The organism is Rhizobium leguminosarum, assembly GCF_019798305.1.
GTDB classification, from domain to species: Bacteria; Pseudomonadota; Alphaproteobacteria; order Rhizobiales; family Rhizobiaceae; genus Rhizobium; species Rhizobium leguminosarum_U.
This window is the reverse complement of record NZ_JAAXDD010000005.1, coordinates 246,899-269,436: the sequence shown is the minus strand read 5'-3', so window position 1 is coordinate 269,436 and position 22,538 is coordinate 246,899. Positions and strand designations below refer to the sequence as shown.

The following is a 22,538-nucleotide window of genomic DNA, read 5'->3' as shown; positions in this document are numbered from 1 at the left end:
GTCGCGGACATGATCGAACGCACGCCGATATTCAACTTCATCTGTTATACGCTTCTCGCGCTCGGCATGGTGATCGCGCTTCTGCCTTTCGCCATCGTCATCATCGCCTCGACGCTTGATCTGGAGATGGTCAATCGCGTGCCGCTGCCGCTGATGCCGGGCTCGCATTTCTGGGAAAACGCTGAGACCGCCTGGGTTCGCGCCGATCTCGGCAACAAGCTGTTCCACAGCATCATCTTCGCCGCAACCGTCGGCGCCGGCAAGGTCATGCTGTCTTCCATGGCAGCCTTCTCGATCGTCTACTTCCGCTTCCGCGGCCGGTATGTGATTTTCTGGATCATCTTCATCACGCTGATGCTGCCGCTGGAAGTCCGTATCGTGCCGACCTATTCGATTGCGGCCAATGCGCTGCAGCCTTTCCAGACGATCCTCGACGTTACCGGCATAAGCTGGCTCGTTGCGCAGATCACCGGCTTCCAGATCAAGCTCGAATGGGGCCTACTGAATTCCTATCCCGGTCTCGTTTTGCCGCTGGTCGCAACCGCCACCGGCACCTTCCTCTACCGGCAGTTCTACCTGACCGTTCCGGACGAGCTGGCCGAGGCCTCGAAGATGGACGGATCGGGCCCGGTCCGGTTCTTCTGGGACATTCTGCTGCCGCTTTCGCGGCCAAATATGATCGCGCTCTTCACGATCATGTTTGTCTGGGCCTGGAACCAGTATCTCTGGCCGCTGCTGATCACCACCGATCCGAAATTCGGCATCGCCGTGACGCAGCTCAAGACCCTCATCCCGTCCGAATTCGGCCTGCCCGACTGGAATGTCGCCATGGCCGGAACCCTGATCATCATGTCGCCGCCATTGATCCTCGTCATTCTGATGCAGCGCTGGTTCGTACGCGGCCTTATCTCCACCGAGAAGTGAAGGAGTACTCCCTTGGCACCGATCTCCATTCGTGGCGTGAAGAAAAACTACGGCAAGACCCCCGTCGTTCACGGCGTCGATCTCGACATCCAGTCGGGTGAGTTCATCGTCATCCTCGGCCCATCCGGATGCGGCAAGTCCACGCTGCTGCGCATGATCGCCGGCCTTGAGGAAATCACCGGCGGTGAAATCGCCATTGACGGCCGCGTCGTCAACCAGCTGGAGCCACGCGAGCGCGGTTGCGCCATGGTCTTCCAGAACTATGCGCTTTATCCGCATATGAGCGTTGCCGAGAATATCGGCTATGCATTGAAGGTGGCCGGCGTCTCGAAGGCGGAGCGTCAGCGGCGTATCGGCGAGGTCGCCAAGGCGCTCAGCCTCGAACCTTTCCTCGAACGCCGGCCCGCCGCTCTTTCCGGCGGCCAGCGCCAGCGCGTCGCCATGGGCCGGGCGATGATCCGCGAACCGAAGGTATTCCTCTTCGACGAGCCGTTGTCGAACCTCGACGCCAAGCTGCGTATCGCCATGCGCGCCGAAATCCGCCGCCTGCACCGTCGCCTCGGCGCAACCTCGATCTTCGTCACGCATGATCAGACCGAGGCGATGACGCTGGCCGACCGGCTGGTGGTGATGAATGGCGGCAGGGTCGAGCAGGTCGGCACGCCGGAAGAGGTCTATCATCATCCGGTCTCGCGCTTCGTCGCCGGCTTCGTCGGCACACCGGCGATGAACCTGCTCGAGGGCACGATCAATGACGAGGGCGTCTTCGTCTACGATCAAAGCCGCAAGGTCGCGCTGCCGCGCGAGCGCGCCGCACCGCTGAAAGGCAAACACGTCGTGCTCGGCATGCGCGCCGAGGCCGCCCGGCTGGTCGCCCCGGATGCGCCAGGCGCCCTCACCGCAACGGCCGATTTCATCGAAGAGCTCGGCGCAAGCCGCGTCGTCCACGCCGATTTCGATGGACTGCCCTTTGCCGTGGCGCTGACTGAGGCCGTGAAGGTGAAGTCGGGCGATCCGATCGGCATCGCGATCGATTACAACCAGATCCACCTCTATGCCGCCGATACCGGCCGGATCATCGAGAATCCTGTTATGAACAGCGCAGGCGCCGTCCACGCCTAAAGCGGTCTGCGATGATCTTGGCAGAGCGTTCGGCGGCTGAGGATGTCAGCCACTTGCCGAAGGTGAATTGCTCTAACGGTGGATCGGGTCGATCCACGCGACGTCCTCCGGCTTTTCGACCGGCTCGATGTCGAGGTTGACGACGACCGGTTCCTGGCCTGAGCGGACGAGCACGCATTCCAGCGTCTCGTCGCGGCTGGCGTTGATCTCCTGATGCGGCACGTAGGGCGGAACATAGATGAAGTCGCCGGGGCCGGCCTCGGCGGTATATTCCAGATGCTCGCCCCAGCGCATGCGAGCCTTGCCCTTGACCACATAGATGATGCTTTCGAGATCGCCATGGTGATGGGCGCCGGTCTTGGCGTTGGCATGGATCGTCACCGTACCGGCCCAGATCTTTTCGGCGCCGGCGCGCGCATTGTTGATCGCGGTCGCGCGGCTCATGCCCGGCGTCTGTGCGGTGTTCGGATCGAGCGAATTGCCGGGAATGACCTTGACGCCATGTTCCCGCCAGTCGACATGGTGATGCTCGTGGTCGTCGCTCATGCCTTGCCTCCACTTTCGATTTCGTCAGTCTAAGCCGGAGCCGGGCGGCGGCCAAGCGGTTTGCCGCTGCGCAGCCGCATAACGTCCCGGCCCCATAGCTTCCGCGCACAAAGGAAAGAACGGACCCGATGAGCCACCTCCCGCAAATCGACTATGACACCGCTTCGGAAGAGGTTCGTGCGGCGCATGACGAAGAAGTCAGGCTGCGCGGCCGGATGACCAACATGAAGCGGACGCTGCTGCATTCGCCCGCCGCTCACCGCATCTATGCCGAATGGTTCACGCTGCGGGCCGAGCTCGATCCCGCCGTCAGCGACCGGGCTATCTGGATCTTCTCGCATGCGATCTCGAAGGCAGCCAGATCGAAGATCGCTATCACCTTCTTTCGCCGGGCGCTGATCAACAAGGGCTTCAATCCCGACGCGCTGGAGCTTTCAGACGAGGAAACGCTGCTCGACGCCTTCGGCAAGGCGATCGTCGCCGATTCCAACGCTGTTCCCGCCGAACTCTGGGCAAAGCTGAAAGAGCGCTACGAGACCAAGGTGCTCGTCGATCTCGTCGCCTTTGCCGGCATCATGCTGGCGACCGCCGTCTTCAACAATGTCGTCGAGGTCGACTTCGATCCCGAGCTTGAAGCCTTCGCCGAAGGCGGCAGCTCAGCCTAACCGCCGAGCGAAGCAATCGCAGCCTTGACTGCGTCCGCGCCAGCCCTGGTCGGCCGGTATTCCAGACCGACGGCGCCGTCGTAGCCGTTGGCGAAGATCCAGTCGAGGCGTCGGGCAAGGTCGATGCTGCCGGAGCCCGGCTCGTTGCGGCCGGGGTGATCGGCGACATGGACGTGGATGATACGGTCGAGACGGCCGTTCAGCACCTCTTCGGTGCGCTCGTCCATCACGGCGGAATGGTAGATGTCATAGACGATGCCGATCTCGGGGCGGGCGACGTCATCGATGATGTCGAGGCCTTCGCGGGTCGAATCGAGGAAATAGCCGACATGGTCGATGCGAATGTTGAGCGGCTCGACGCCGAGGCGGACACCGCTGCCTTTGAGGATATCGGCGCCGGCTCTCAGCGTTTCGGTGAGCGCCCGGCGCTGTTCTTCGCGGGTCAAGCCGGGGAGATCGTCGCCCGCCTGGGCAATCAGCACCGGCGCGCCGAGGCGCTTTGCGACAGTGACGGATTCGGCAAGGCCCTTCAGCCAGGTCTGCCGGTTGGCTGCGTCGGTCAGCGCGATCATCGGTTCGGCGACGAGGCTGGAGACGGCAAGGCCGGTTTCCTTCCGCGCCGCCTCGATCGCGTCCAGATCCTTGTCGGTCCAGCGCCAGAACTCGATCGCTGTTAGGCCGGCTGCATGGGCACGGCGGATGCGATCGGGAAAGCTGTCGCCCTCTTCGGCAAACAGCCACTCTATGCAGGCTGAATAACGTCGCATGAAAACTCCTCCCATCCGTTGATGCAGGCATGCGACAGATCGTAGTCTGCCGCAAGAGAGTGCAGGCGCTTGACGCCCGGTGTGCATTGGCGGAACACTCAGCACATCAGGCCGGCATCTCCGGCCGTTTGCGGAGGAAGATATGGATCTCGGATTGAAGGGAAAGGCTGCCGTCATAACTGGTGCGTCGGTCGGTATCGGACTGGCGATCGCCGAGGGGCTGGCGGCTGAGGGCGCCGACCTCGTGCTGGCAGCACGCGGCGGCGAACGGCTCGAGGCGGAAGCCGCCCGTATCGCCGAGACGTACGGCGTTAGCGCCGCCGCTGTCGCGGCCGATGTGGCGACGGTCGCGGGAACCGAGGCGATCATCGCGGCGGCGGCTGAAAGAGGTGGCGCCGATATCCTCATCAACAATGCCGGCACCGGATCGAACGAGACGGTGATGGAGGCGCCCGACGAGAAGTGGCAGGACTATTGGGACCTGCATGTGATGGCCGCCGTGCGGCTGGCGCGCGGCATCGCGCCGCAGATGAAGGAACGCGGCGGCGGGGTGATACTACACAATGCCTCGATCTGCGCCGTCCAGCCGCTCTGGTACGAGCCGATCTACAATGTCAGCAAGTCGGCGCTGATGATGTTTTCGAAGACGCTTTCGACCGAGCTCATCAAGGACAATATCCGTGTCAACTGCGTCAATGCCGGTCTGATCCTGACGCCCGACTGGATCAAGACCGCCAAGCAATTGACGGCGGAAACCGGCGGCAACTGGGAAGGCTATCTGCAGAGCGTCGCCAACGAGCACGCCGCCTCCAAACGCTTCGGCACGCCGGAGGAACTAGCCAACGTCTTCGTCTTCCTGAGTTCGGAGCGTGCGAGCTATTGCATCGGCTCGACCTATTTCGTCGATGGCGGCATGCTGAAGACGATCTAAACGAGGCGGCTGACAAGGCGCGCGGCGGCCGGTGCTTCTCAAGGCTGCCGCGCGCATCTGTGGACGTTGCCGATACAAGCTATAAATAATAGCTATTTTGTTGTATGTTCACGCTTTTGACGCTATTTGCCTGCTATTGGCAGGATAAATACTGCGATTTCTACAAGGCGACGACGATGCTGACGAAAAAGGGAAAATACGGGCTGAAGGCGCTGGTCGACCTGGCGCGGCTGGCGCCGGGTGAGACCGCCTTCATCAACGACATCGCGGCCCGCAACAATATCCCGAAGAAGTTTCTCGACACGATCCTGCTCGAACTGCGCAATGTCGGCATCCTGCGCTCGAAGAAGGGACCGGGCGGCGGCTATTCCCTGTCGCGGCCGGCAACCGAAATCCGCATCGGTCATGTCATCCGCACGCTCGACGGACCCTTAGCGCCGATCCGCTGCGCCAGCCGTACGGCTTACGAGGCCTGCGACGACTGTGCCGATCCGGAAACCTGTCAGGTGCGGCGCTCGATGACCGAGGTTCGGGACGCGATCGCCGCCATTCTCGACAATATGACCCTCGAGCAGTTCGTCGCCGACGGCGGCCGCATCGACGGAGCGAGGGAAGACTTCCTGATCCTCCGCCGCCAGTTGAGTTAGGTCCTCCCAGGCTCTGACATATATTCGCCTGCGGTGTGCAGCAACTTATCCCGCGGCAGCGATAGCGCGTGAATGCGGGCATTGCGCCAATGGCGGTCGAGATTGAGGCCGATGCCCGCCGATGTTTCCCCTGCAAGTTCGAACAGCGCATTTGCGGTGTCGAGCGCCGTTTCCCCGGCAAGGATTGCAGCGGCCGAGGCGGAAAAATGCGCGTCCGCCATCGCTGCCTCCATAGGATTGACCTGGGCAATGTCGAGTTTGCGGCCAGCCCGTTCCAAGGCTGCCGCCGTCGCTTCGATACGGATGGCGCGGTCGCCGATTCGCGGGAGGACGGTCGCGCTGCGATCGCCAATCGCGGTCATCAGGTCGCTCCATGCGGCCCGGGCGATGCCCAGGCTGACACCGGCCTTGAGCAGCAGGCCAAGCGAGATGCCGGTCGAATATCCGGACGAGGGGGCCGCGGCAATCGCATCGGCATTGACATGAAGTGTGGCGACGATCGCCGTCGCTGATCCATTGGTGCGCTGGCCGAAGCCGTCCCAATCGTCGACCACCTGCACGCCCTCGTCGGTGCGTGCGAGGTAGAGCGTCACCGGGCGGCTGGGAGGAGCGGTGGCGGCAGCGGCGATCCAGTCGGCGAAAAGAACACCGGGCGCCTGCCGCGTGCGCCCGCTCAGGCGATAGCCTGGGCCTTCAGCGGTCAGTTCGGCCACGTCGGTGAAGGCGGCGCCCGAAAAGCGGTCGCCGAGCAGCACACGGGCAAACAGCGACGCCTTCAAATCCTCGGCAGCCTGGGTGCGGAGCGTTTCCAGCGCGCAAAAATGATTTTCCAGCGCCTCGCCGATCGAAGCATCGCCCTCGGCGATGATTGCAACGATTTCGGCGAGCAGGGCGTTCGACACGTCGAGCCCTTCATGGTCGGGCGGAACAGTGATTGCCGTCAGCCCCGATATCGACAGCGCATCAAGCTCGGCAAAGGGCAGGATGCGGTTGATATCGCGCTCGCTCGCCTGATGCCGGAATGCTGCGGCGAGGCCGCGGGCCGTGGATATCGCCTCCTCTTCGCTTTCGATGCGATGCGCGGGAGGCCTCAGGCTCTCATGAAATTGCGATACCGTTCCCATCGGTCACTCTTTTCTCGACAGATAGTAGGAGTGAGGGATTGCCCCTCGAATGATAAGGCCGGTTTTTCTACAAAACCCGAATGGTTTGGATTTTCTTACCAGCTTGATTGCCTTGTCCTTTACTCTACTTAGGGGGAAGTGGGGCTTCCTTGATCGAGAAATATGATGAGCGACTCTCGTGCTCGCAACAGCGAGGTTTCGAAAATGGCACGCCAGCCGAGACCGCGCCTGACGCTGGATATTGCCGCGATCCCAACCTATGCGATCGGCGATATTCACGGTCGGTACGATTTGCTTGTGAAAGCCGAGGAGGCGATCCTGCGTGATGGCGCGCGGCTGCCCGGGCGAAAGCTGATCGTCACGCTCGGCGACTATATCGACCGCGGCCCTGAATCGGCACAGGTCATCGCCCATCTCATGGAGCCACCGCCAGATGGATTCGACCGCATCTGCCTTGCCGGCAATCACGAAGTGGCCATGCTCGACTACGTCGACGGCTGGATCTCCTATGACGATTGGATGCAGATGGGCTCGGCGGAGTCGCTCAAATCCTATGGCCTCGATCCGGAGCACCTGCCGCTGGTCTTTCCCTCCGGCGCGAAGCTCGATGCTTTCATCCGCCAATCGCTGCCGCGCACGCATATCGATTTCATGCGGGCGATGCCCGTCATGCTGGAGACTCCAAGCGTGGTTTTCGTGCATGCTGGCATCAATCCGAGGCTGCCGCTCAGCGAGCAGACGGACGAGGATCTGGTCCTCGTCCGCCAGCGGTTTATCGAAAGCCGGGTGCCGTTGCCGAAACTCGTCGTTCACGGTCATACGCCGAACGACGAACCCGACATACGGCCGAGGCGGCTCAATATCGATACGCGCGCCTATCGCAGCGGCAAACTCACCGTCGCCCGCTTGTGGCAAGGCCAAGTGCATCTATTATCGACCTGACTTCCGTTTCCTCAGCCGGTGGGGATCGTCTCAGACGACCCCTTCCTCGACCGGCTCTGTCTTCGCTGGTTCTACAGTGGCCGGCCGGTTACGGCGCCAGCCGCGCAGCACGACGTAGAAGACCGGCGTCAGGAACAGGCCGAAGATCGTCACGCCGAGCATGCCCGAGAAGACGGCGGTGCCAAGCGACTGGCGCATTTCGGCGCCGGGGCCGGTGGCGATGGCAAGCGGCAGAACACCGAAGATGAATGCGAATGCCGTCATCAGGATCGGGCGCAGTCGAAGATGGCTGGCCTCGATGGCTGCCTCCACCGGCGACTTGCCCTCGTCTTCCGCCTGCCTGGCGAACTCGACGATCAGAATCGCGTTCTTGGCCGCAAGGCCGATCAGGACGATCAGGCCGATCTGGGTCAGTACGTTGTTGTCCATTCCCCTCAGTGAGACCCCGATCAGCGCCGCGAGCACCGCCAGCGGGACGATGAGAATGATCGCCAAGGGCAGAACCCAGCTTTCATATTGTGCTGCAAGTGCCAGGAAGACGAAGACGACAGACAAGGCGAAGATGTAGATGGCCGTATTGCCGGTGTGGGTCTCCTGATAGGCAAGTTCCGTCCATTCGAAGGTCGTCCCCTGCGGCAGGATCTTCGCTGCTAAGGCCTCCATCTTGGCGATGGCATCGCCCGTCGACGTGCCAGGCGTCGGATTGCCCTGAAGCGGCACCGAGACGTACATGTTGTAGCGCTGGACAAGCGCCGGGCCGCTGGCATCCTGGATGTCCATCAAGGTTCCAAGCGGAACCAGCGCCCCGGTCGCCGAGCGGACCTTCAGGGCAAGGATGTCTTCCCGGTCCATGCGGTATTGCCGGTCGGCCTGGGCGCGAACCTGGTAGACGCGGCCGAACGCATTGAAATCGTTCACGTAGGCGACGCCGAGATTGATGGAAAGGGCGTTGAAGATATTGGGGATCGGCACATTCAGGAAACGTGCCTTGTCGCGGTCGATCGCCAGGAAATATTGCGGGCTCGCATCGGAGAATGTCGTAAAGACGCCGGTCAGCCCCTCGGTCGTTGCCGCCGCACCCATCATCTGCCGGGCGAGGCCGAGCACGCGCGTCATGTCGGCGTTTTCGAGATCGGAAATCTGCATCTTGAAGCCGCCGGAGTTGCCGACGCCACGCACGGATGGCGGCGGGATGGCGATGATGAAGGCTTCCTGGATGCTTTGCAGCTTGCCGTATAGCTCGCCGATGATCTTGTTGGCGTTCTCCCCGCCTTCTTCACGTTCGGCAAAGGATTTAAACGGGACGAAGACGACGCCGGCATTCGAGGCATTGGTGAACGTCGCCCCGCTGAAGCCGGCAAACTGCACGGCGTTGCCGACGCCGGGCACGGTGCGGGCGATATCGCCCACCTGTTTGACGACGGCATCGGTACGCGCGAGCGAGGCGCCGTCCGGTAGCTGTATGACGATGATGGCGTAACCCTGGTCCATGGTCGGGATAAAGCCCGCGGGAACTTTCGTGCCCATGTACCAGGTCGCTCCCAGCAGGCAGACGAAGGTGACCATTGCGGCTGTCAACCCAACCCAACTGCTGACCAGATGCCGGACGGTCCATGAATAGCCGGAACTCAGCCGATCGAATCCATGATTGAAGCCGTCTGCAAGCCCTCTTCCCAGACGGGATGCGACATTCGTGCGCTTGGTTTCATGGTCATGGGTTTTCAGCAATATGCCTGCAAGGGCGGGCGACAGCGTGAGCGAATTCAATGCGGAAATTGCAGTGGTGACGGAGATCGTGACCGCGAACTGCCTGTAGAACTGGCCAGAGATGCCGGGAATGAAGGCTGTCGGCACGAACACGGCGATCAGCACCAGCGAGATGGCGACGACGGCGGTTCCGACTTCGTCCATCGTGACATGGGACGCCTGCTTCGGTGTCATGCCGCGTGCCAGATTGCGCTCGACGTTTTCCACCACCACGATCGCGTCGTCGACGACGATACCGATCGCCAGCACGAGGCCGAACAGGGTGAGCATGTTGAGCGAGAAGCCGAAGGCGAGCAGGACGGCGAAGGTGCCGATCAGCGATACCGGGATGGCAATGATTGGAATGATCGCGGTTCGCCAGGATTGCAGGAAGACAAGAACGACAATCGCCACCAGGATGGCCGCTTCGGCGATGGTCCTATAGACCTCGGTGATCGAATCCGAGATGAATTCAGTCGTGTCGTAGACGATACGATATTCCAGACCCGGCGGGAAATTCTGGGATATGTCCTTCATCAGCGTCTGGACTTGATGGGCCGTGTCCAGGGCGTTGGTTCCCGGCCGGGCGAAGATGCCGAGAGCAACTGCCGGATCGTTGTTGAGATAACTATTAGTGACGTAATCCTGTGCGCCGAGTTCTATCCGGGCGACATCCTGCAACTGCACGAGCCGGCCCGATGTCGTCGATTTCACAATGACATATCGGAACTCGCGCACGTCGGAGAAGCGGCCGTCCGTTCGCACCGTATATTCGAATGCATTCTTGCCGGTGACGGGTGGGGCACCGATCTTGCCGCCTGATACCTGAACGTTCTGGTCTCTCAATGCGGAGACGACGTCATCTGATGTCATCCCGTAAGCGGAGAGCTTTTCCGGATCCAGCCAGATTCGCATCGAATACTGGCGCTCGCCAAAGATCTGCACGTCGCCGACGCCGTCAAGGCGCACGAGAACGTCGCGGATGCGGTTGCGGGCGTAATTCGAGACGTAAAGCTGGTCATAGCGGTGCGACGGCGACAGCAGATGCACCACCATCATCAGATCCGGCGAGCTTTTGTCGGTGGTCACGCCAAGCCGCTGGACTTCTTCGGGAAGACGGGGAAGGGCGATGGAAACGCGGTTCTGGACAAGCACCTGGACCTTGTCGAGATCAGTGCCGAGCTTGAAGGTGATCGTCAGCGACATGGCGCCGTCGGCGCTGGAGTAAGAAGACATATAAAGCATGTCTTCGACGCCGTTGATCTGTTGTTCGAGCGGCGTCGAAACGGTATCGGCGATCGTCTGCGGGTCAGCACCCGGATAAGAGGTGCGCACGACGATGGTCGGCGGCGCTATCTCAGGATACTGCGATACCGGCAGCTGCGTATAGGCAATGCCGCCGACGACGAGAAGCAGGATCGAGATCACGGCCGCAAAGATCGGCCGGTCCACGAAAAAATGAGCAAATCTCATTGTCCGCTCTCCGCGCCGGCGGTTTCGGGCGCAGTGTCCTGCCGCTCCTGCGGCAGTTCGGTCATCTGAGGCGTAATCTTTGCACCCGGCCGGGCGCGCATCAGGCCGTTGACAATGATCTTCTCGGTGCCATCGAGGCCCTCGCGTATGATGCGGTAGCCGTAGAGCCTCGGCCCGGGCCTTACGGGTTTGGTCGAAACCGTGCCGTCTTCGGCGACGACATAAACGACGCGCTCATTCTGGTCCGAGCCGATCGCCTCGTCGGGGACGAGAATGGCCTGGTAGGTGTTCGAGGCTTCGACCTGTATGCGACCGAAGAGGCCGGGCTGGAGGACGAGATCGGGGTTGGGGAAGCGGGCACGCAGACGAATGGTGCCGCTCTCATTGTCGACCCGATTTTCGGCGAAATCGAGCTTTCCCTTGAATGGTTTGGCATTGGGATCGGAGATCGTGACGGATACATCCAGGCCGCCGCCACCCTGCTGGAGATCCTTGCCCAGTTTGCGCGCCGTGTCGGCGAAATTCAGCAGGCGGCGCTCATCGACGTCGAAATAGAAATCGATCGGGTCGAGAGAAACGATCGTCGTGAGAATGGTCTGGTCGGTTTGCACGAGGTTGCCGGCGGAGATCAGGCGGCGGTCGATGCGGCCGCTGAGCGGCGCTTTGATTTCGGTATATTCCATATCGAGAGATGCGCGATCGGCGGCAGCCTGGGCGCCGCGGACATTGGCCTCAGCCGAATCGAATTCGCGGCGGCGATCGTCCAGCGTCTGCGCCGATTGGCTGCCGCTCGAAGCAAGCGATTGCGCGCGCTTATACTGCGCATCGGCAAAGACCAGGGCGGATTGCGAGGCTTCGAGTGCCGCCTTTGCCTGATTGAGCGCGGTGACGAACGGCCGCTGGTCGATGACGAAGAGCAAATCGCCCTGCTTGACCAGGGCGCCGTCCTGGAAATGGATTTCCTCCAGGTAACCACCCACGCGCGAACGGACGGAGACTTCGTCGACGGGCTCGAAACGGCCGATGAACTCGTCGCTGTCGACGACATCGCGCACGACAGGCTTGGCGACGGTGACGGGCGGGGGCGGCGGGGCGCTCTGGGCCAGCGCGGGGAGAGGCATGAATGCGGCAATACAGCCAAGCACCACCATCTGTCGAAGCGCGTAAGTCATACCGGGGTCCTCCAATCTCGACGGCCGATTCACTGCCGCCAACCTCAAGATGAAGTGATGCTGTTCATGTCTTGCTGCTTTGAACGAGGGGCTTTTGCCCCCATGATTCCCCCGGCTTTCAATCCCTTGGAAAAGGAAGGCCGGCACGCAATGCACATCGGAAAAATCGTAACCCTATGGAATTGGACTATAAACGGCAGCTGCGAATAATTGCAAATGCCAATTCGTAACGTTTCCGGAATCCATCAAAACGTCACGGAGGGCATCAGCTCTCGACGATCTCGTCTCTGCCGGGTGGCAGAGCGGCGAGTTCGGCCCAGTCGAGCTCCTGTTCCAGCATGTGAAAGACATCATCGTCGATCTCGTCGGCGCGGCGCATCGCTGCCAATCTGCGGCGTTTGGCGACGATGACGTTGCGGCGCTGCTTGTCGAGTCTGCTGACCTCGCGCGGGTGTTTCCCGTCAGCGGCGATTTCGCGCTCGGAGGTGTAGACGTCGCGCAGGATGCGGGTGGATTTGTCCTCGCCGCCGGCGAGTTCGGCAAGGGCCGCATCGATCAACGTGACGCGGGCTCTGGCGAGGTCGCGGTCCAGGGAGGTGTCCGGGTCGAATTTCAGGAAACGGATCAGCGGCCCGAGCGTCAGGCCCTGGACGATGAGCGTGCCAAGGACGACGGCGAGCGCGCAGAGCAGGATGATATCGCGATCGGGAAAATCGATCGGCAAAGCAAGCGCGGTCGCCAGCGTGACGAGGCCGCGCATGCCGCACCAGCCGGCAAGCAGGCTGGTGGCGAAGGTCGGAACGGCTTGTGTCGTGCGTCCGCGCGCGGCGAGAAAGTTGATGACGCGGTTATAGAAGAGCACCCAGGCCAGGCGGACGACGATGACGGTGGCGAAGACCATGGCGGCGAAAGTGATCGCGAAATTCAGGCGGCCGGGATCGAGGTCAAGGACGATCTGGCGGGCCTGCAGGCCCATCAGCAGGAAAGCGAGCACGTTGAGCAGAAAGACCGCGGCTTCCCAGACCGAATAGGAATGAATGCGGTGGCGGGCCGTCTGCCGCTCGGGCATGTAGCGGGCGATCACCATCGCATAGACGACGATTGCCAGAATTGCCGAAAGGTGCAGCCGCTCGGCGATGATCCACGTGCCGAAAGTGGCGACGAATTCTAGCAAGGTGCCGCCGAGCGTGCCGGCGAGCCTCAGGCCGACGACCATGTAGAGACGGCCCAGGAGATAACCGAGGATGAGGCCGCCAGGCACGGCGAACGCCAGTTCTGCCAGGGCGCCGGCGAAGAAGGTGGGGCTTGCGGCGGCTGCCACCGCGGCGCTGAAGATCAGCAGCGCGACGGCGTCGTTCAGGAGGCTTTCACCCTTCAGGATCACATAGGTCTGGCGCGGCATTGTGAAGCGGTCGAGCATGGCGGTGGCGGCGGCCGCATCCGGCGGCGCGACGATGGCGCCGAGCGCGACGGCTGCGGCAAGCGGCAGGCCGGCCATCGTCACGCTGACGGTGGCGACGGCTGCGGCCGTCACGATCACGGCGATGGCGGCGAGCGAGAACAGCGGCAGCCAGTTGCGTCTCAATGTCCTCGGCGGCAAATCATAGGCGGCGTCGAAAAGCACGGGCGCGATCAGCAGCGCCAGCGCAAGCTCGGGATCGATCGCGACCTCGGGCGCCCAGGGCACGGCTGCGACGATGACGCCGGCGATCGCCAGCATTGTCGGATAGGGAATCCGGAACTTTCTGGAGAACTGCAGAAAGACGATCGCCACCAGCAGCAGCGTCAGCATGCTTTCGAAGAACGCCATCGAGCTCCCCAATGCGCGCCTCGGGCGGAGGCTGCTCCTGCCGCAGAATTAGGGCGGAGCTGGGCTGCGGCTACCGTCTGGCGCTTGTAAACGGCGAAAGGAGAAACCGCGGGCTATGCTTGACCCGGTCTGCGGCATTTTGGCCGCCTTTACTGAATCTGCCGTCCATGCCCTTGTGCAGTGCACATGCTCAATATATCTACCGATATTATAAGGATGCTTATAAATAACGGTAACAGGTTTTCATGAACGCCACTCCGACCCTCGGTTTCCTTCTCCACGACGTCGCACGGCTGCTGCGCAAGCGGTTCGAGCAGCGCGCGAAGTGCCTTGGACTGACCCGGTCGCAATGGCAGACGCTTGCCTATCTCTCGAATAATGAAGGCATCCATCAGGGTGGCCTTGCCGAAATCCTCGAAGTCGAGCCGATCACGCTGGTGCGCATTCTCGACAAGCTCGCCGAACGCGGGCTGATCGAGCGGCGCCAACATCCGACCGACCGGCGCATCTGGCTGCTCTACATGCGCGACGAGGCGCACCCGTTGCTCGCCGAAATGCGCGAGCTCGGCGACACCACCCGCTCAGAAGCGTTGCAAGGCGTTTCGCCAGAGCAGCGCGAGCTGCTTTTCCACATCCTATCCGTAATGAAGACGAACCTGGTTCAGGCATGCCGGAGCCCGGTTGACGAGGATGAGACGAACGATGGCTGATCAATCCCCCCTCCGCGTCGTTGCCGACGCCAATGCCAAGACCAAGACTCCTATCGAAGAAAACGAAGCGAAACAGCAGGAGACGGTAGCCGAAGTGCCTTCATCCAATTCAGCGCCGGCTGCCGCCGTGGCTGCGCCTGGCGGCAACAAGGTCCGCAGCCGGCGCAGTCTCACGCGGCCGATCCTGTTTGGCCTGCTGCCGGTGGCGCTCGTCGTCGGCGGTTATTATTACGTCAATGGCGGTCAGGTGATGTCGACGGACAACGCCTATATCCAGGCCGATATGGTCGGGCTTACCACCGATGTCTCGGGTATCGTCGACCAGATCAACGTGCATGAGAACGAGACGGTCAAGGCGGGGCAGGTGCTCTTCAGCCTCAGGGCCGATTCCTTCAAGATCGCGCTTGCCGGCGCCGAAGCCCAGCTCGGCGTCCAGCGCAACCAGATCATGAACCTCAAGGCAAGCTATCAGCAGTCGCTGGCCGAGATCACCCAGGCCGAGGCTGACATTCCGTACTACCAGGAGGAATTCGACCGTCAGCAGAACCTGGTGACCAGCGGCGGCGCGACGCGCTCGGCCTATGACGAGGCCAAGCACAATCTCGAAGCCGCTGAGCAGAAGGTGACCGTCGCCAAGGCGGAAGCCGCAACCACGCTTGCCCAGCTTGGTGGCTCCGCCGATCAGCCGCTCGAGGAGAACCCGCTCTACCTGCAGGCCAAGTCGAATGTCGATAATGCCCAGCGCGAACTCGACCACAGCGTCGTCAAGGCGCCGTTCGACGGCATCGTCACCAATGTCAACGCGCTGCAGGTGGGCTCCTATCTGCAGGCTTCGCAGCAGGCCTTCTCGCTTGTTGCCACCGACCATCTGTGGATCGCCGCCAGCCCGAAGGAAACCGAGCTTACCTATGTCAAGCCCGGCCAGGCCGCCGAGATCTATATCGACACCTATCCCGGCGTGACATGGAAGGGCAAGGTCGAGAGCATCAGCCCGGCCTCCGGCTCCAGCTTCTCGCTGCTGCCGGCGCAGAACACCACGGGGAACTGGGTGAAGGTCGTCCAGCGCATTCCGATGCGCGTCAGCATCGAGGATACCGAAGGCAAGCCGCCGCTGCGCGTCGGCATGAGCACGGTGGTCGATGTCGAGACCGGCCATGCCCGCGGCCTGCCTGATTTCGTTAACAAGCTTCTGGGTCGGCCTCAGGGCAAGGATCATGAGTAACGCTTCCGCTTCTCCGGCGACGCCGATTGCCAATCGCGGTGCGATCACGGCCTGCGTCATTCTCGCCGTCATCATGCAGGCGCTGGACACGACGATCGCCAACGTGGCGCTGCCCTATATCCAGGGCAGCGTGTCGGCCTCCGCCGACCAGATCAACTGGGTCCTGACCTCCTACATCGTCGCGGCGGCAATCATGACGCCGCCCTCCGGTTTCCTTGCCGCCAAGTTCGGCCGAAAGCGCGTGCTGCTCGTCGCCATCGTCGGTTTCGTGGCCGCCTCCGTTCTCTGCGGCCTCGCGCAATCGCTGAACCAGATCGTCGCCTTCCGCCTGCTGCAGGGCCTGTTCGGCGCATCGCTGGTGCCGCTTTCCCAGGGCATCCTTCTCGATATCTATACCGTCGAGGAGCGCGGCTCGGCCATGGCCCTTTTCGGCGTCTCGGTCATGGTCGGGCCGGTGCTTGGGCCTGTCATCGGCGGCTGGCTGACCGATAATATCAGCTGGCGCTGGGTATTTTATATCAACGTGCCGATCGGCGCGCTCGCCTTCATGGGCATCGTCGTCTTCGTCACCGAGACCAAGAGGGATCTGCTCGCCAAGCTGGACTGGTTCGGCTTCGGGATGATGAGCCTCGGTATTGCCGCGCTGCAGCTCTTTCTCGACCGCGGCGAGCAGCTCGACTGGTTCTCCTCGGGCGAGATCGTCATCGAGGCGCTGATCTGCGCTGCGGCCTTCTATCTGCTGATCGTGCACACGCTGACGGCAGAGAAATCCTTCGTGAACCCGAAGCTGTTTCTCGACCAGAATTTCTCGATCAGCATGATCTTCATCTTCGTGATCGGCATCACCTATCTCGCCTCGCTGGCGCTGATGACGCCCTACCTGCAAACGCTGATGGGCTATCCCGTGATCACCGCCGGCATCGTGATGGGACCGCGTGGGCTTGGCACCATGCTCTGCATGTTCATCGTCGGACGGCTGATCGGCAAGGTCGATACGCGCTTGCTGCTGGTGCTCGGTCTCGGTCTCACAGCTTGGGCGATGTACGACATGACCGGCTGGACGCCCGATGTCTCGCAGTGGACGATTGTCTTCGTCGGTTTCATCCAGGGCGCCGGCCTCGGCTTCCTGTTCGTGCCGCTGACGACGATCGCCTTTGCCACGCTGCCCGCCAATATGCGCGGCGACGGCACCGGCCTCTATAATCTGTCGCGAAACATCGGCTCGTCGGTCGGCATCTCGATCGTCTCGGCACTGATCGTCGAAAACACACAGAGCAATCATGAATCGATCGCAGCCTATGTGACGCCATTCAATCACGCCTTCAACGCGGTAGCGGCGCAGGGGCTCAGCCCGCTGACGGCCGCCGGACGCGCTTCGCTCAACGAAATCATCACGCTGCAGTCGACGATCATCGCCTATATGGACGATTTCAAGTTGCTGATGTTGATGTCGCTTGCGGTCATCCCGCTGGTGCTGTTGCTGCGCAAGCCGAAGGCTGCACCCGCCGTCGATCACAGCAAGGTGATGGAATGAACGCCGAGCGTTGCTGCAATTCCGGATGAAAAGCCGCTTAGCACTTTTCCTGGAATATTGTTATTAATTAAATAGTTGAAGCATGATTTCGCCCGAAAGAGCTCACACTTTTCGGCATCATGTCCTAGCGGAACGGCTTGCTGAGATATCGCGATCCCTGAATGCCGAAGCGCCATGGTGCTTCGGCATTTTTCGTGATGCCGATGCGTTTGCCCGAGACGATCGGCACAGGTGCTGACGGCGCAATCGCATAGGGCGGGCGATCGAGCAGCCTATCGTTGATCGCGATATCGATGCCGAGCGCCTGGCAGAGCTTGCCGGGGCCGCTGCAGAGCGACGTCAGCATATCGGTGCCGCGCCGCTCCATCATCACAGGGATTCCCGTTTCCGGCTCCAGGGCGCGGATGAGGGCAGCCGAGCCCGGATGGCAGACGAAATTCAGGCACCAGTACATGCCGTAGATGCGGTAGATATAGACGTTGCCCGGTTTGCCGTACATGGCGCCGTTGCGCTTGGTCGGGCCGCGGAAGCTATGCGAGGCCTCGTCATCGGGGAAATAGGCTTCGGTCTCGGTGATGCGTCCGCCGACGCCATCCACGGTCAGATGGCAGCCGAGCAGGTCGCGAGAGACGGTGATCGCATCGCGCTCGAAAAATTTTTTGAGGCTTTCGCCGGTGAGCGTGCCGACGCCGATCGCGCCTGATATCGTTCCACCATCGGTCATGATCGACGCAGATAACATTCAGCGCGCTTGGCGTCATCCCAAAACCGTTTCATGCGTTTGCGCGACAGGGATCAGCGGCCGGCATTCGGATCGCGCATCGGGATCGAGGAGGATGTGACCGAGACCGGGTCGCTCGCCGGGAAGGTATCTTCCAGACCCTCCTCAAGCTCTTCCTCAAGCAAAGCGGGGTCCTTGCTGCGCGTGCCGTCGCTATGGGCAGGTTCGATTGCTGCGGCAAGCAGGGTCTTGGCCCGCAAGACGGCGTTTTCCGGCGTCAGTTCAGGCGTGCTGCGTAGCGTCACGGCAATGCTGTCTTCGCCTTCGCCGCCGAACTCGACAACGAAGCCGTCCTCCGTTTGGTAGACGGTGATATCGCTGAGTGCCATGGCCGTTCTCCGAGGGTGCTCATATTAGCAAGGCGCATTTTAGTGAAGCGCGTTTTCAGAATTTTGTCGAGCGAAGACCTTCACCAGCCAGTCGATGAAGACGCGCACGCGCGGCGAAAGCTGGCGGTTACGGGGATAGAGCAGGGACACCGGTGTTTGCGTCGGCGGAAAATCCGGCAGCACGTGGACCAGCGTGCCTTCGGCCAGATCTTTTTCAGCGTGATAGCGCGGGATCTGGATCATGCCGAGGCCCAGCCTGGCCGCTGAAATATAGCTTTCGGCGGCATTGACGGCGACGGTCGCCGGAATGCCGATGTTGGCTACTGCGCCGTCGACGATAAATTCGAGCGGCAGCAGATTGCCGGTGCCGCTGGAGCGGAAGCCGACCATGCGATGGCCGGCAAGCCGGTCCGGATGCTGCGGCTGGCCGTGACGGGCGATATAGGCGGGGGAGGCGAGTGTCACCTCATCAAGTAAGGCGACGCGCCGGGCGACCATGTCGCTGTCCTGAGGCGTGCCGACGCGCAGCACGCAGTCAATGCCCTCGCGCACGAGGTCGACCAGGCGGTCGCCCTCGCTCATGTAGAATTCAATGTCAGGATAGGTCTCCAGGAAGGACGGCAGGCTCGGCAGCACGAAATGGCGGGCCAGCGTGCCATGCACGTCGACGCGCAGCATGCCCTTCGGTTTGGCGCCGGCAAAGGCGCCTTCGGCTTCCTCGATATCGGCGAGGATCGACAGGCAACGCTGGTAATAGGCTTCGCCGTCGAGCGTCGGGCTGACATGACGCGTCGTACGCTGAAGAAGGCGCACGCCGAGACGGGCTTCGAGCTGTTTCACCGCATCGGTGACGGTCGAGCGCGGCAGGCCGATATCTTCGGCCGCAAGAGTAAAGCTGCGGCGTTCCACGACGCGGGAAAAGACCCGCATGGCATCGAATCTGTCCATCTTGTTTGTTCGTAATGCCCGGATAGTGATGCTGGATAATGCCTGATTATCCGCGCAGAGAAAAGCTGCATCTTCTCCTCATCGAAAACGCGCTGCGGCGCATCCCTGAAGGAGAACGAAAATGGCCAGCAACGAAAACAAGGTCGCACTGGTGACTGGCGCTTCCCGCGGCATCGGCGCAGCGGTCGCCCGACGCCTCGCCAAGGACGGTTTCACCGTCGTCATCAACTATTCCGGCAATGCCGCTCCGGCCGAGGAACTGGCCCAGGAGATCGAGCAGGCCGGCGGCAAGGCACTGACGGCGAAAGCCGATGTCGGCGATGCCGAAGCCGTCCGCCGCATGTTCGATGCTGCGGAAACCGCCTTCGGCGGCGTCGATGTGCTCGTCAACAATGCCGGGATCATGATGTTGTCTTCTCTTGCCGAGGCCGACGACGTTAATTTCGATCGCCAGATCAGCGTCAACCTCAAAGGCACCTTCAATACGCTCAGGGAAGCTGCCAAGCGTCTGCGCGACGGCGGCCGGATCATCAATTTCTCGACATCGGTCGTCGGCCTGAAGCTCGAAACATACGGCGTCTACGCCGCCACCAAGGCTGCCGTGGAAACACTGACAGCGATCATGGCCAAGGAGATGCGCGGCCGCGATATCACCGTCAACGCCATCGCGCCCGGTCCCGTTGCGACTGACCTCTTCCTCAACGGCAAGTCGGAGGAACTCGTTGCCCGGATGGCGAAGATGAACCCGCTGGAGCGTCTCGGCACGCCCGACGACGTCGCCGCTGCGGTCGCCTTCCTCGCCGGCCCCGATGGCGGCTGGATCAACGGCCAGACGCTGCGCGCCAATGGCGGCGTGATCTGACGACAGACCGGCGACGGTCTTCCGACCGTCGCCCGCCCAAGCTTCCACTTCAACCAACTCCAATCGAACCTAGTAGGAATACGATCATGAGCAAGCAAGTCATCGTCATAACAGGCGCTTCCAGCGGTTTCGGCGCTCTCAGCGCCCGCGCGCTGGCCAAGGCCGGTCACATCGTCTATGCCGGCATGCGTGCCACGGAAGGCCGCAACGCTGCCGCCGTCGCCGACGCTGCTGAATTCGCCAAGGACAACAATGTCGATCTGCGCAGCGTCGAACTCGATGTCGCCTCCGACGCTTCGGTTGTATCAGGTATCGCCAGGATCATCGCCGATGCTGGTCGCCTCGATGTCATCCTCCACAATGCCGGCCATATGTCCTTCGGCCCGGCAGAAGCCTTCACGCCGGAACAGTTCGAGCTCTTCGACATCAACGTGCTCTCCACCCAGCGCGTCAATCGCGCGGCACTTCCGTATCTCCGCAGGCAGGGCAGGGGCTTGGTGGTCTGGGTATCGTCGTCGAGCAGCCGCGGCGGCACGCCTCCCTACCTCTCGCCCTATTTCGCTGCCGAGGCGGCGATGGATTCACTTGCCGTCTCCTATGCCGGCGAGCTTACCCGCTGGGGCATCGAGACCTCGATCATCGTGCCTGGCGCCTTCACCAAGGGCACACCAACCATTTCGCCCATTCCGGTTCGCCGGATGATACTGCCCGCGCCGCCGAATATAATGAAGGACCCTACAAGGGTGTGCCGGAGCAGGCGCTATAGGGCCTGGCAGCGCTTGAACCAGCCGACGCCGATGCCGGCGCGATAGCCGCCGCCATCGTCGATGTCGTCGGCAAGCCCTTCGGTACGAGGCCGTTCCGCGTCCATATCGATCCGTCCGAGGACGGCGCGGAGATCGTCAACGGCGTTGCCGACCGTGTCCGGGCGGAATTGTTCCGCCGCATCGGCCTCGAGGACCTGCTCAAACCGGCTGTCAGGAATTGAAAACTGGCCCGGCGCCCCGCGCGGGAACTTGGGAGCCAAGCCGTCATCGCAATTATGTGAACGTGATTGCGGAATTTTTCCTTACAATCCTACGGGGAGTGCGTATATCTGTTTTATCGCGAGAGAGTGGAATTCCCTGCCGCTCTCTCCCGAACCTCCAGAGACTGCCGTGCCCTTGCTACGGTGCGACAGGCTTGATGTTCAAAGTTGTACATTGCGGCCCGTCGAAGGTTTCCCCTGCCTTCCGGGCCGTATTTGTTTTGGGGCTCAGGCGTCGTTCAGTCTCGCCTCTACCAGAAGCTTCACAAGCCAGTCGACGAAGACGCGCACCTTGTTGCTGAGGTGGCGGTTCGGCGGATAAACGACATAGAGCGGCAGCGGATCGCGACGCCAATCCGGCAGCAGGCGGACTAGCTCGCCCCTTGCCATCGGCTCGCGCGCCATGAAGATCGGCACCTGCGCGATGCCGAGACCCGTCAGCGCAGCCGTCAGATAGGTGCGGCTATCGTTGACCGAGGCGATGTAACGCGGACTGGTCTCGATCACCTCGTTGTGCCGGCGGAATTCGAAGGGCAGCGTCCGGTTGTTCTGGGCGCGGAAATAGTTGACGGAGTAATGATCCGCCTCCAGATCCTCCGGCCGCTCGGGCATGCCGAATTTCTGGATGTAGCTCGGCGAAGCACAGGTGATCATCTCGACTTCGGAGACGCGCCGCGCAATCAGCGACTGGTCGGCTGGCGTGCCGGCCCGCAGCGCGCAATCGACATTTTCTGCAAGATAATCGACTGTGCGGTCGCCGACACCGAGGTCGATACGGATATCGGGATAACGCTGATAAAAATCGCATAGTGCGGGGACGACGATCCAATCGGCAAAAGCGCCGGCCATCTCGACGCGGAGCCGCCCGCTCGGCAGGCTCTGCGAATTGGAAAGGCTGCCGTCGAGTTCCTCCAGTTCCGAAATAATCTGGGCGGCGCGTTCGTAATAAAGCGCGCCGTCCGTGGTCACCATCACCCGGCGCGTGGTACGATTCAAAAGCTTGGTGCGCAGATGCGCCTCCAGGCCTTGGATGAGATTGGTTACCGTCGCCTTGGGCATGGCGAGCATGTCGGCGGCGCGGGTGAAATTGCCCGTCTCCACGACGCGAATGAAGACGCGCATTGCCGAGAGCTGATCCATCGGTTTCAAATCCGCAGTTTGCGTTGCACCATTGTTCGAGATCTGGAACAGTGTTATCGCGATATAGCTTCTTATTCCTTGGTTGGAATAACAATATCTTTTTTGTACAAAATGCA

At 61.7% G+C, this 22,538-nt stretch carries 20 protein-coding genes and 1 pseudogene; 11 read left to right on the top strand and 10 right to left on the bottom strand.

Features of this window, described 5'->3' with window-relative positions; genetic code table 11:
• Positions 1-9: 9 nt before the first annotated feature.
• A complete protein-coding gene (locus HFO99_RS11370) occupies positions 10-924 on the top strand; it encodes an ABC transporter permease subunit (protein ID WP_222361231.1) in 915 nt (304 codons plus the stop codon).
• Between the two features lie 12 nt (positions 925-936).
• Positions 937-2,046 (top strand): sn-glycerol-3-phosphate import ATP-binding protein UgpC, encoded by a 1,110-nt coding sequence (locus tag HFO99_RS11365; RefSeq protein ID WP_222361229.1) that lies wholly within the window; start codon positions 937-939, stop codon positions 2,044-2,046.
• 72 nt (positions 2,047-2,118) lie between these two features.
• On the opposite strand, the gene HFO99_RS11360 is transcribed toward HFO99_RS11365, so the two are convergent.
• Positions 2,119-2,592 carry a cupin domain-containing protein gene (locus HFO99_RS11360; protein WP_222308957.1) on the bottom strand — a complete coding sequence of 158 codons (474 nt, stop codon included), beginning with the start codon at positions 2,590-2,592 and terminating at the stop codon, positions 2,119-2,121.
• Positions 2,593-2,720: 128 nt separating this feature from the next.
• Here HFO99_RS11360 and HFO99_RS11355 point away from each other — a divergent pair, with 128 nt between their 5' ends.
• Positions 2,721-3,257: a hypothetical protein gene (locus tag HFO99_RS11355; protein WP_222308958.1), complete on the top strand. Its 537-nt coding sequence runs from the start codon at positions 2,721-2,723 to the stop codon at positions 3,255-3,257.
• Here HFO99_RS11355 and HFO99_RS11350 read toward each other — a convergent pair.
• Complete coding sequence (locus HFO99_RS11350; RefSeq protein ID WP_222361227.1) at positions 3,254-4,024, bottom strand: TIM barrel protein; 771 nt, start codon at positions 4,022-4,024, stop codon at positions 3,254-3,256. The two genes, HFO99_RS11355 and HFO99_RS11350, sit on opposite strands and share 4 nt — an antisense overlap.
• 142 nt (positions 4,025-4,166) lie before the next feature.
• Between HFO99_RS11350 and HFO99_RS11345 the strand changes: the two genes are divergently transcribed.
• Positions 4,167-4,955, top strand: coding sequence for an SDR family NAD(P)-dependent oxidoreductase (locus HFO99_RS11345; RefSeq protein ID WP_222361225.1), 789 nt, complete (start codon positions 4,167-4,169; stop codon positions 4,953-4,955).
• Positions 4,956-5,131: 176 nt separating this feature from the next.
• Positions 5,132-5,602 (top strand): RrF2 family transcriptional regulator, encoded by a 471-nt coding sequence (locus tag HFO99_RS11340; RefSeq protein WP_222361223.1) that lies wholly within the window; start codon positions 5,132-5,134, stop codon positions 5,600-5,602.
• On the opposite strand, the gene HFO99_RS11335 is transcribed toward HFO99_RS11340, so the two are convergent.
• Positions 5,599-6,726, bottom strand: coding sequence for a monooxygenase (locus HFO99_RS11335; RefSeq protein ID WP_222361221.1), 1,128 nt, complete (start codon positions 6,724-6,726; stop codon positions 5,599-5,601). The genes HFO99_RS11340 and HFO99_RS11335 overlap by 4 nt on opposite strands.
• A 165-nt stretch (positions 6,727-6,891) precedes the next feature.
• Here HFO99_RS11335 and HFO99_RS11330 point away from each other — a divergent pair, with 165 nt between their 5' ends.
• Entirely contained in the window at positions 6,892-7,668 is a 777-nt protein-coding gene (locus tag HFO99_RS11330; RefSeq protein WP_222361219.1) for a metallophosphoesterase family protein, read from the top strand.
• 30 nt (positions 7,669-7,698) lie between these two features.
• Here HFO99_RS11330 and HFO99_RS11325 read toward each other — a convergent pair whose 3' ends face one another.
• From HFO99_RS11325 to HFO99_RS11315, 3 genes are all read right to left on the bottom strand, one after another.
• Positions 7,699-10,887: an efflux RND transporter permease subunit gene (locus HFO99_RS11325; RefSeq protein WP_222361218.1), complete on the bottom strand. Its 3,189-nt coding sequence runs from the start codon at positions 10,885-10,887 to the stop codon at positions 7,699-7,701.
• Entirely contained in the window at positions 10,884-12,059 is a 1,176-nt protein-coding gene (locus tag HFO99_RS11320; protein WP_222331151.1) for an efflux RND transporter periplasmic adaptor subunit, read from the bottom strand. Before HFO99_RS11320 ends, HFO99_RS11325 begins: the two co-directional genes overlap by 4 nt.
• 265 nt (positions 12,060-12,324) lie before the next feature.
• Complete coding sequence (locus HFO99_RS11315; RefSeq protein WP_222361216.1) at positions 12,325-13,869, bottom strand: cation:proton antiporter; 1,545 nt, start codon at positions 13,867-13,869, stop codon at positions 12,325-12,327.
• A gap of 245 nt (positions 13,870-14,114) precedes the next feature.
• Between HFO99_RS11315 and HFO99_RS11310 the strand changes: the two genes are divergently transcribed.
• From HFO99_RS11310 to HFO99_RS11300, 3 genes are read left to right on the top strand one after another with little or no spacing between them, the layout of a single operon-like run.
• Positions 14,115-14,579: a MarR family winged helix-turn-helix transcriptional regulator gene (locus tag HFO99_RS11310; RefSeq protein WP_222331153.1), complete on the top strand. Its 465-nt coding sequence runs from the start codon at positions 14,115-14,117 to the stop codon at positions 14,577-14,579.
• Positions 14,572-15,801, top strand: a complete 1,230-nt coding sequence (locus HFO99_RS11305; protein WP_222361214.1) for an HlyD family secretion protein — start codon at positions 14,572-14,574, stop codon at positions 15,799-15,801. Before HFO99_RS11310 ends, HFO99_RS11305 begins: the two co-directional genes overlap by 8 nt.
• On the top strand, positions 15,794-17,335 hold the full coding sequence (locus HFO99_RS11300) for a DHA2 family efflux MFS transporter permease subunit (protein ID WP_222361212.1): 1,542 nt from the start codon (positions 15,794-15,796) through the stop codon (positions 17,333-17,335). Before HFO99_RS11305 ends, HFO99_RS11300 begins: the two co-directional genes overlap by 8 nt.
• Before the next feature lie 124 nt (positions 17,336-17,459).
• Here the strand turns inward: HFO99_RS11300 and HFO99_RS11295 are convergent, their stop codons facing one another.
• From HFO99_RS11295 to HFO99_RS11285, 3 genes are read right to left on the bottom strand one after another with little or no spacing between them, the layout of a single operon-like run.
• Complete coding sequence (locus HFO99_RS11295; protein WP_222361210.1) at positions 17,460-18,077, bottom strand: DNA-3-methyladenine glycosylase; 618 nt, start codon at positions 18,075-18,077, stop codon at positions 17,460-17,462.
• 53 nt (positions 18,078-18,130) lie between these two features.
• Entirely contained in the window at positions 18,131-18,445 is a 315-nt protein-coding gene (locus HFO99_RS11290) for a hypothetical protein (protein ID WP_222252330.1), read from the bottom strand.
• A gap of 39 nt (positions 18,446-18,484) precedes the next feature.
• Positions 18,485-19,393, bottom strand: a complete 909-nt coding sequence (locus HFO99_RS11285; RefSeq protein WP_222361208.1) for a LysR family transcriptional regulator — start codon at positions 19,391-19,393, stop codon at positions 18,485-18,487.
• Between the two features lie 121 nt (positions 19,394-19,514).
• On the opposite strand from HFO99_RS11285, the gene HFO99_RS11280 reads away from it, so the two are divergent.
• Both HFO99_RS11280 and HFO99_RS11275 read left to right on the top strand, forming a co-directional pair.
• Complete coding sequence (locus tag HFO99_RS11280; RefSeq protein WP_222331158.1) at positions 19,515-20,255, top strand: SDR family oxidoreductase; 741 nt, start codon at positions 19,515-19,517, stop codon at positions 20,253-20,255.
• Positions 20,256-20,341: 86 nt separating this feature from the next.
• A pseudogene (locus tag HFO99_RS11275) lies at positions 20,342-21,243 on the top strand (SDR family NAD(P)-dependent oxidoreductase).
• Between the two features lie 267 nt (positions 21,244-21,510).
• On the opposite strand, the gene HFO99_RS11270 reads toward HFO99_RS11275, so the two are convergent.
• Positions 21,511-22,422, bottom strand: a complete 912-nt coding sequence (locus HFO99_RS11270; RefSeq protein ID WP_222331159.1) for a LysR family transcriptional regulator — start codon at positions 22,420-22,422, stop codon at positions 21,511-21,513.
• Between the last annotated feature and the right edge of the window lie 116 nt (positions 22,423-22,538).

What these genes read in the sequence shown, in the direction of transcription:
- HFO99_RS11295 (WP_222361210.1), bottom strand. Translation starts at nt 18,077, where the DNA reads ATGTTATCTGCGTCGATCATGACCGATGGTGGAACGATATCAGGCGCG.
- HFO99_RS11320 (WP_222331151.1), bottom strand. Translation starts at nt 12,059, where the DNA reads ATGACTTACGCGCTTCGACAGATGGTGGTGCTTGGCTGTATTGCCGCA.
- HFO99_RS11310 (WP_222331153.1), top strand. Translation starts at nt 14,115, where the DNA reads ATGAACGCCACTCCGACCCTCGGTTTCCTTCTCCACGACGTCGCACGG.
- HFO99_RS11355 (WP_222308958.1), top strand. Translation starts at nt 2,721, where the DNA reads ATGAGCCACCTCCCGCAAATCGACTATGACACCGCTTCGGAAGAGGTT.
- HFO99_RS11345 (WP_222361225.1), top strand. Translation starts at nt 4,167, where the DNA reads ATGGATCTCGGATTGAAGGGAAAGGCTGCCGTCATAACTGGTGCGTCG.
- HFO99_RS11270 (WP_222331159.1), bottom strand. Translation starts at nt 22,422, where the DNA reads ATGGATCAGCTCTCGGCAATGCGCGTCTTCATTCGCGTCGTGGAGACG.
- HFO99_RS11305 (WP_222361214.1), top strand. Translation starts at nt 14,572, where the DNA reads ATGGCTGATCAATCCCCCCTCCGCGTCGTTGCCGACGCCAATGCCAAG.
- HFO99_RS11325 (WP_222361218.1), bottom strand. Translation starts at nt 10,887, where the DNA reads ATGAGATTTGCTCATTTTTTCGTGGACCGGCCGATCTTTGCGGCCGTG.
- HFO99_RS11370 (WP_222361231.1), top strand. Translation starts at nt 10, where the DNA reads ATGATCGAACGCACGCCGATATTCAACTTCATCTGTTATACGCTTCTC.
- HFO99_RS11335 (WP_222361221.1), bottom strand. Translation starts at nt 6,726, where the DNA reads ATGGGAACGGTATCGCAATTTCATGAGAGCCTGAGGCCTCCCGCGCAT.
- HFO99_RS11315 (WP_222361216.1), bottom strand. Translation starts at nt 13,869, where the DNA reads ATGGCGTTCTTCGAAAGCATGCTGACGCTGCTGCTGGTGGCGATCGTC.
- HFO99_RS11285 (WP_222361208.1), bottom strand. Translation starts at nt 19,393, where the DNA reads ATGGACAGATTCGATGCCATGCGGGTCTTTTCCCGCGTCGTGGAACGC.
- HFO99_RS11280 (WP_222331158.1), top strand. Translation starts at nt 19,515, where the DNA reads ATGGCCAGCAACGAAAACAAGGTCGCACTGGTGACTGGCGCTTCCCGC.
- HFO99_RS11290 (WP_222252330.1), bottom strand. Translation starts at nt 18,445, where the DNA reads ATGGCACTCAGCGATATCACCGTCTACCAAACGGAGGACGGCTTCGTT.
- HFO99_RS11350 (WP_222361227.1), bottom strand. Translation starts at nt 4,024, where the DNA reads ATGCGACGTTATTCAGCCTGCATAGAGTGGCTGTTTGCCGAAGAGGGC.
- HFO99_RS11330 (WP_222361219.1), top strand. Translation starts at nt 6,892, where the DNA reads ATGAGCGACTCTCGTGCTCGCAACAGCGAGGTTTCGAAAATGGCACGC.
- HFO99_RS11360 (WP_222308957.1), bottom strand. Translation starts at nt 2,592, where the DNA reads ATGAGCGACGACCACGAGCATCACCATGTCGACTGGCGGGAACATGGC.
- HFO99_RS11300 (WP_222361212.1), top strand. Translation starts at nt 15,794, where the DNA reads ATGAGTAACGCTTCCGCTTCTCCGGCGACGCCGATTGCCAATCGCGGT.
- HFO99_RS11340 (WP_222361223.1), top strand. Translation starts at nt 5,132, where the DNA reads ATGCTGACGAAAAAGGGAAAATACGGGCTGAAGGCGCTGGTCGACCTG.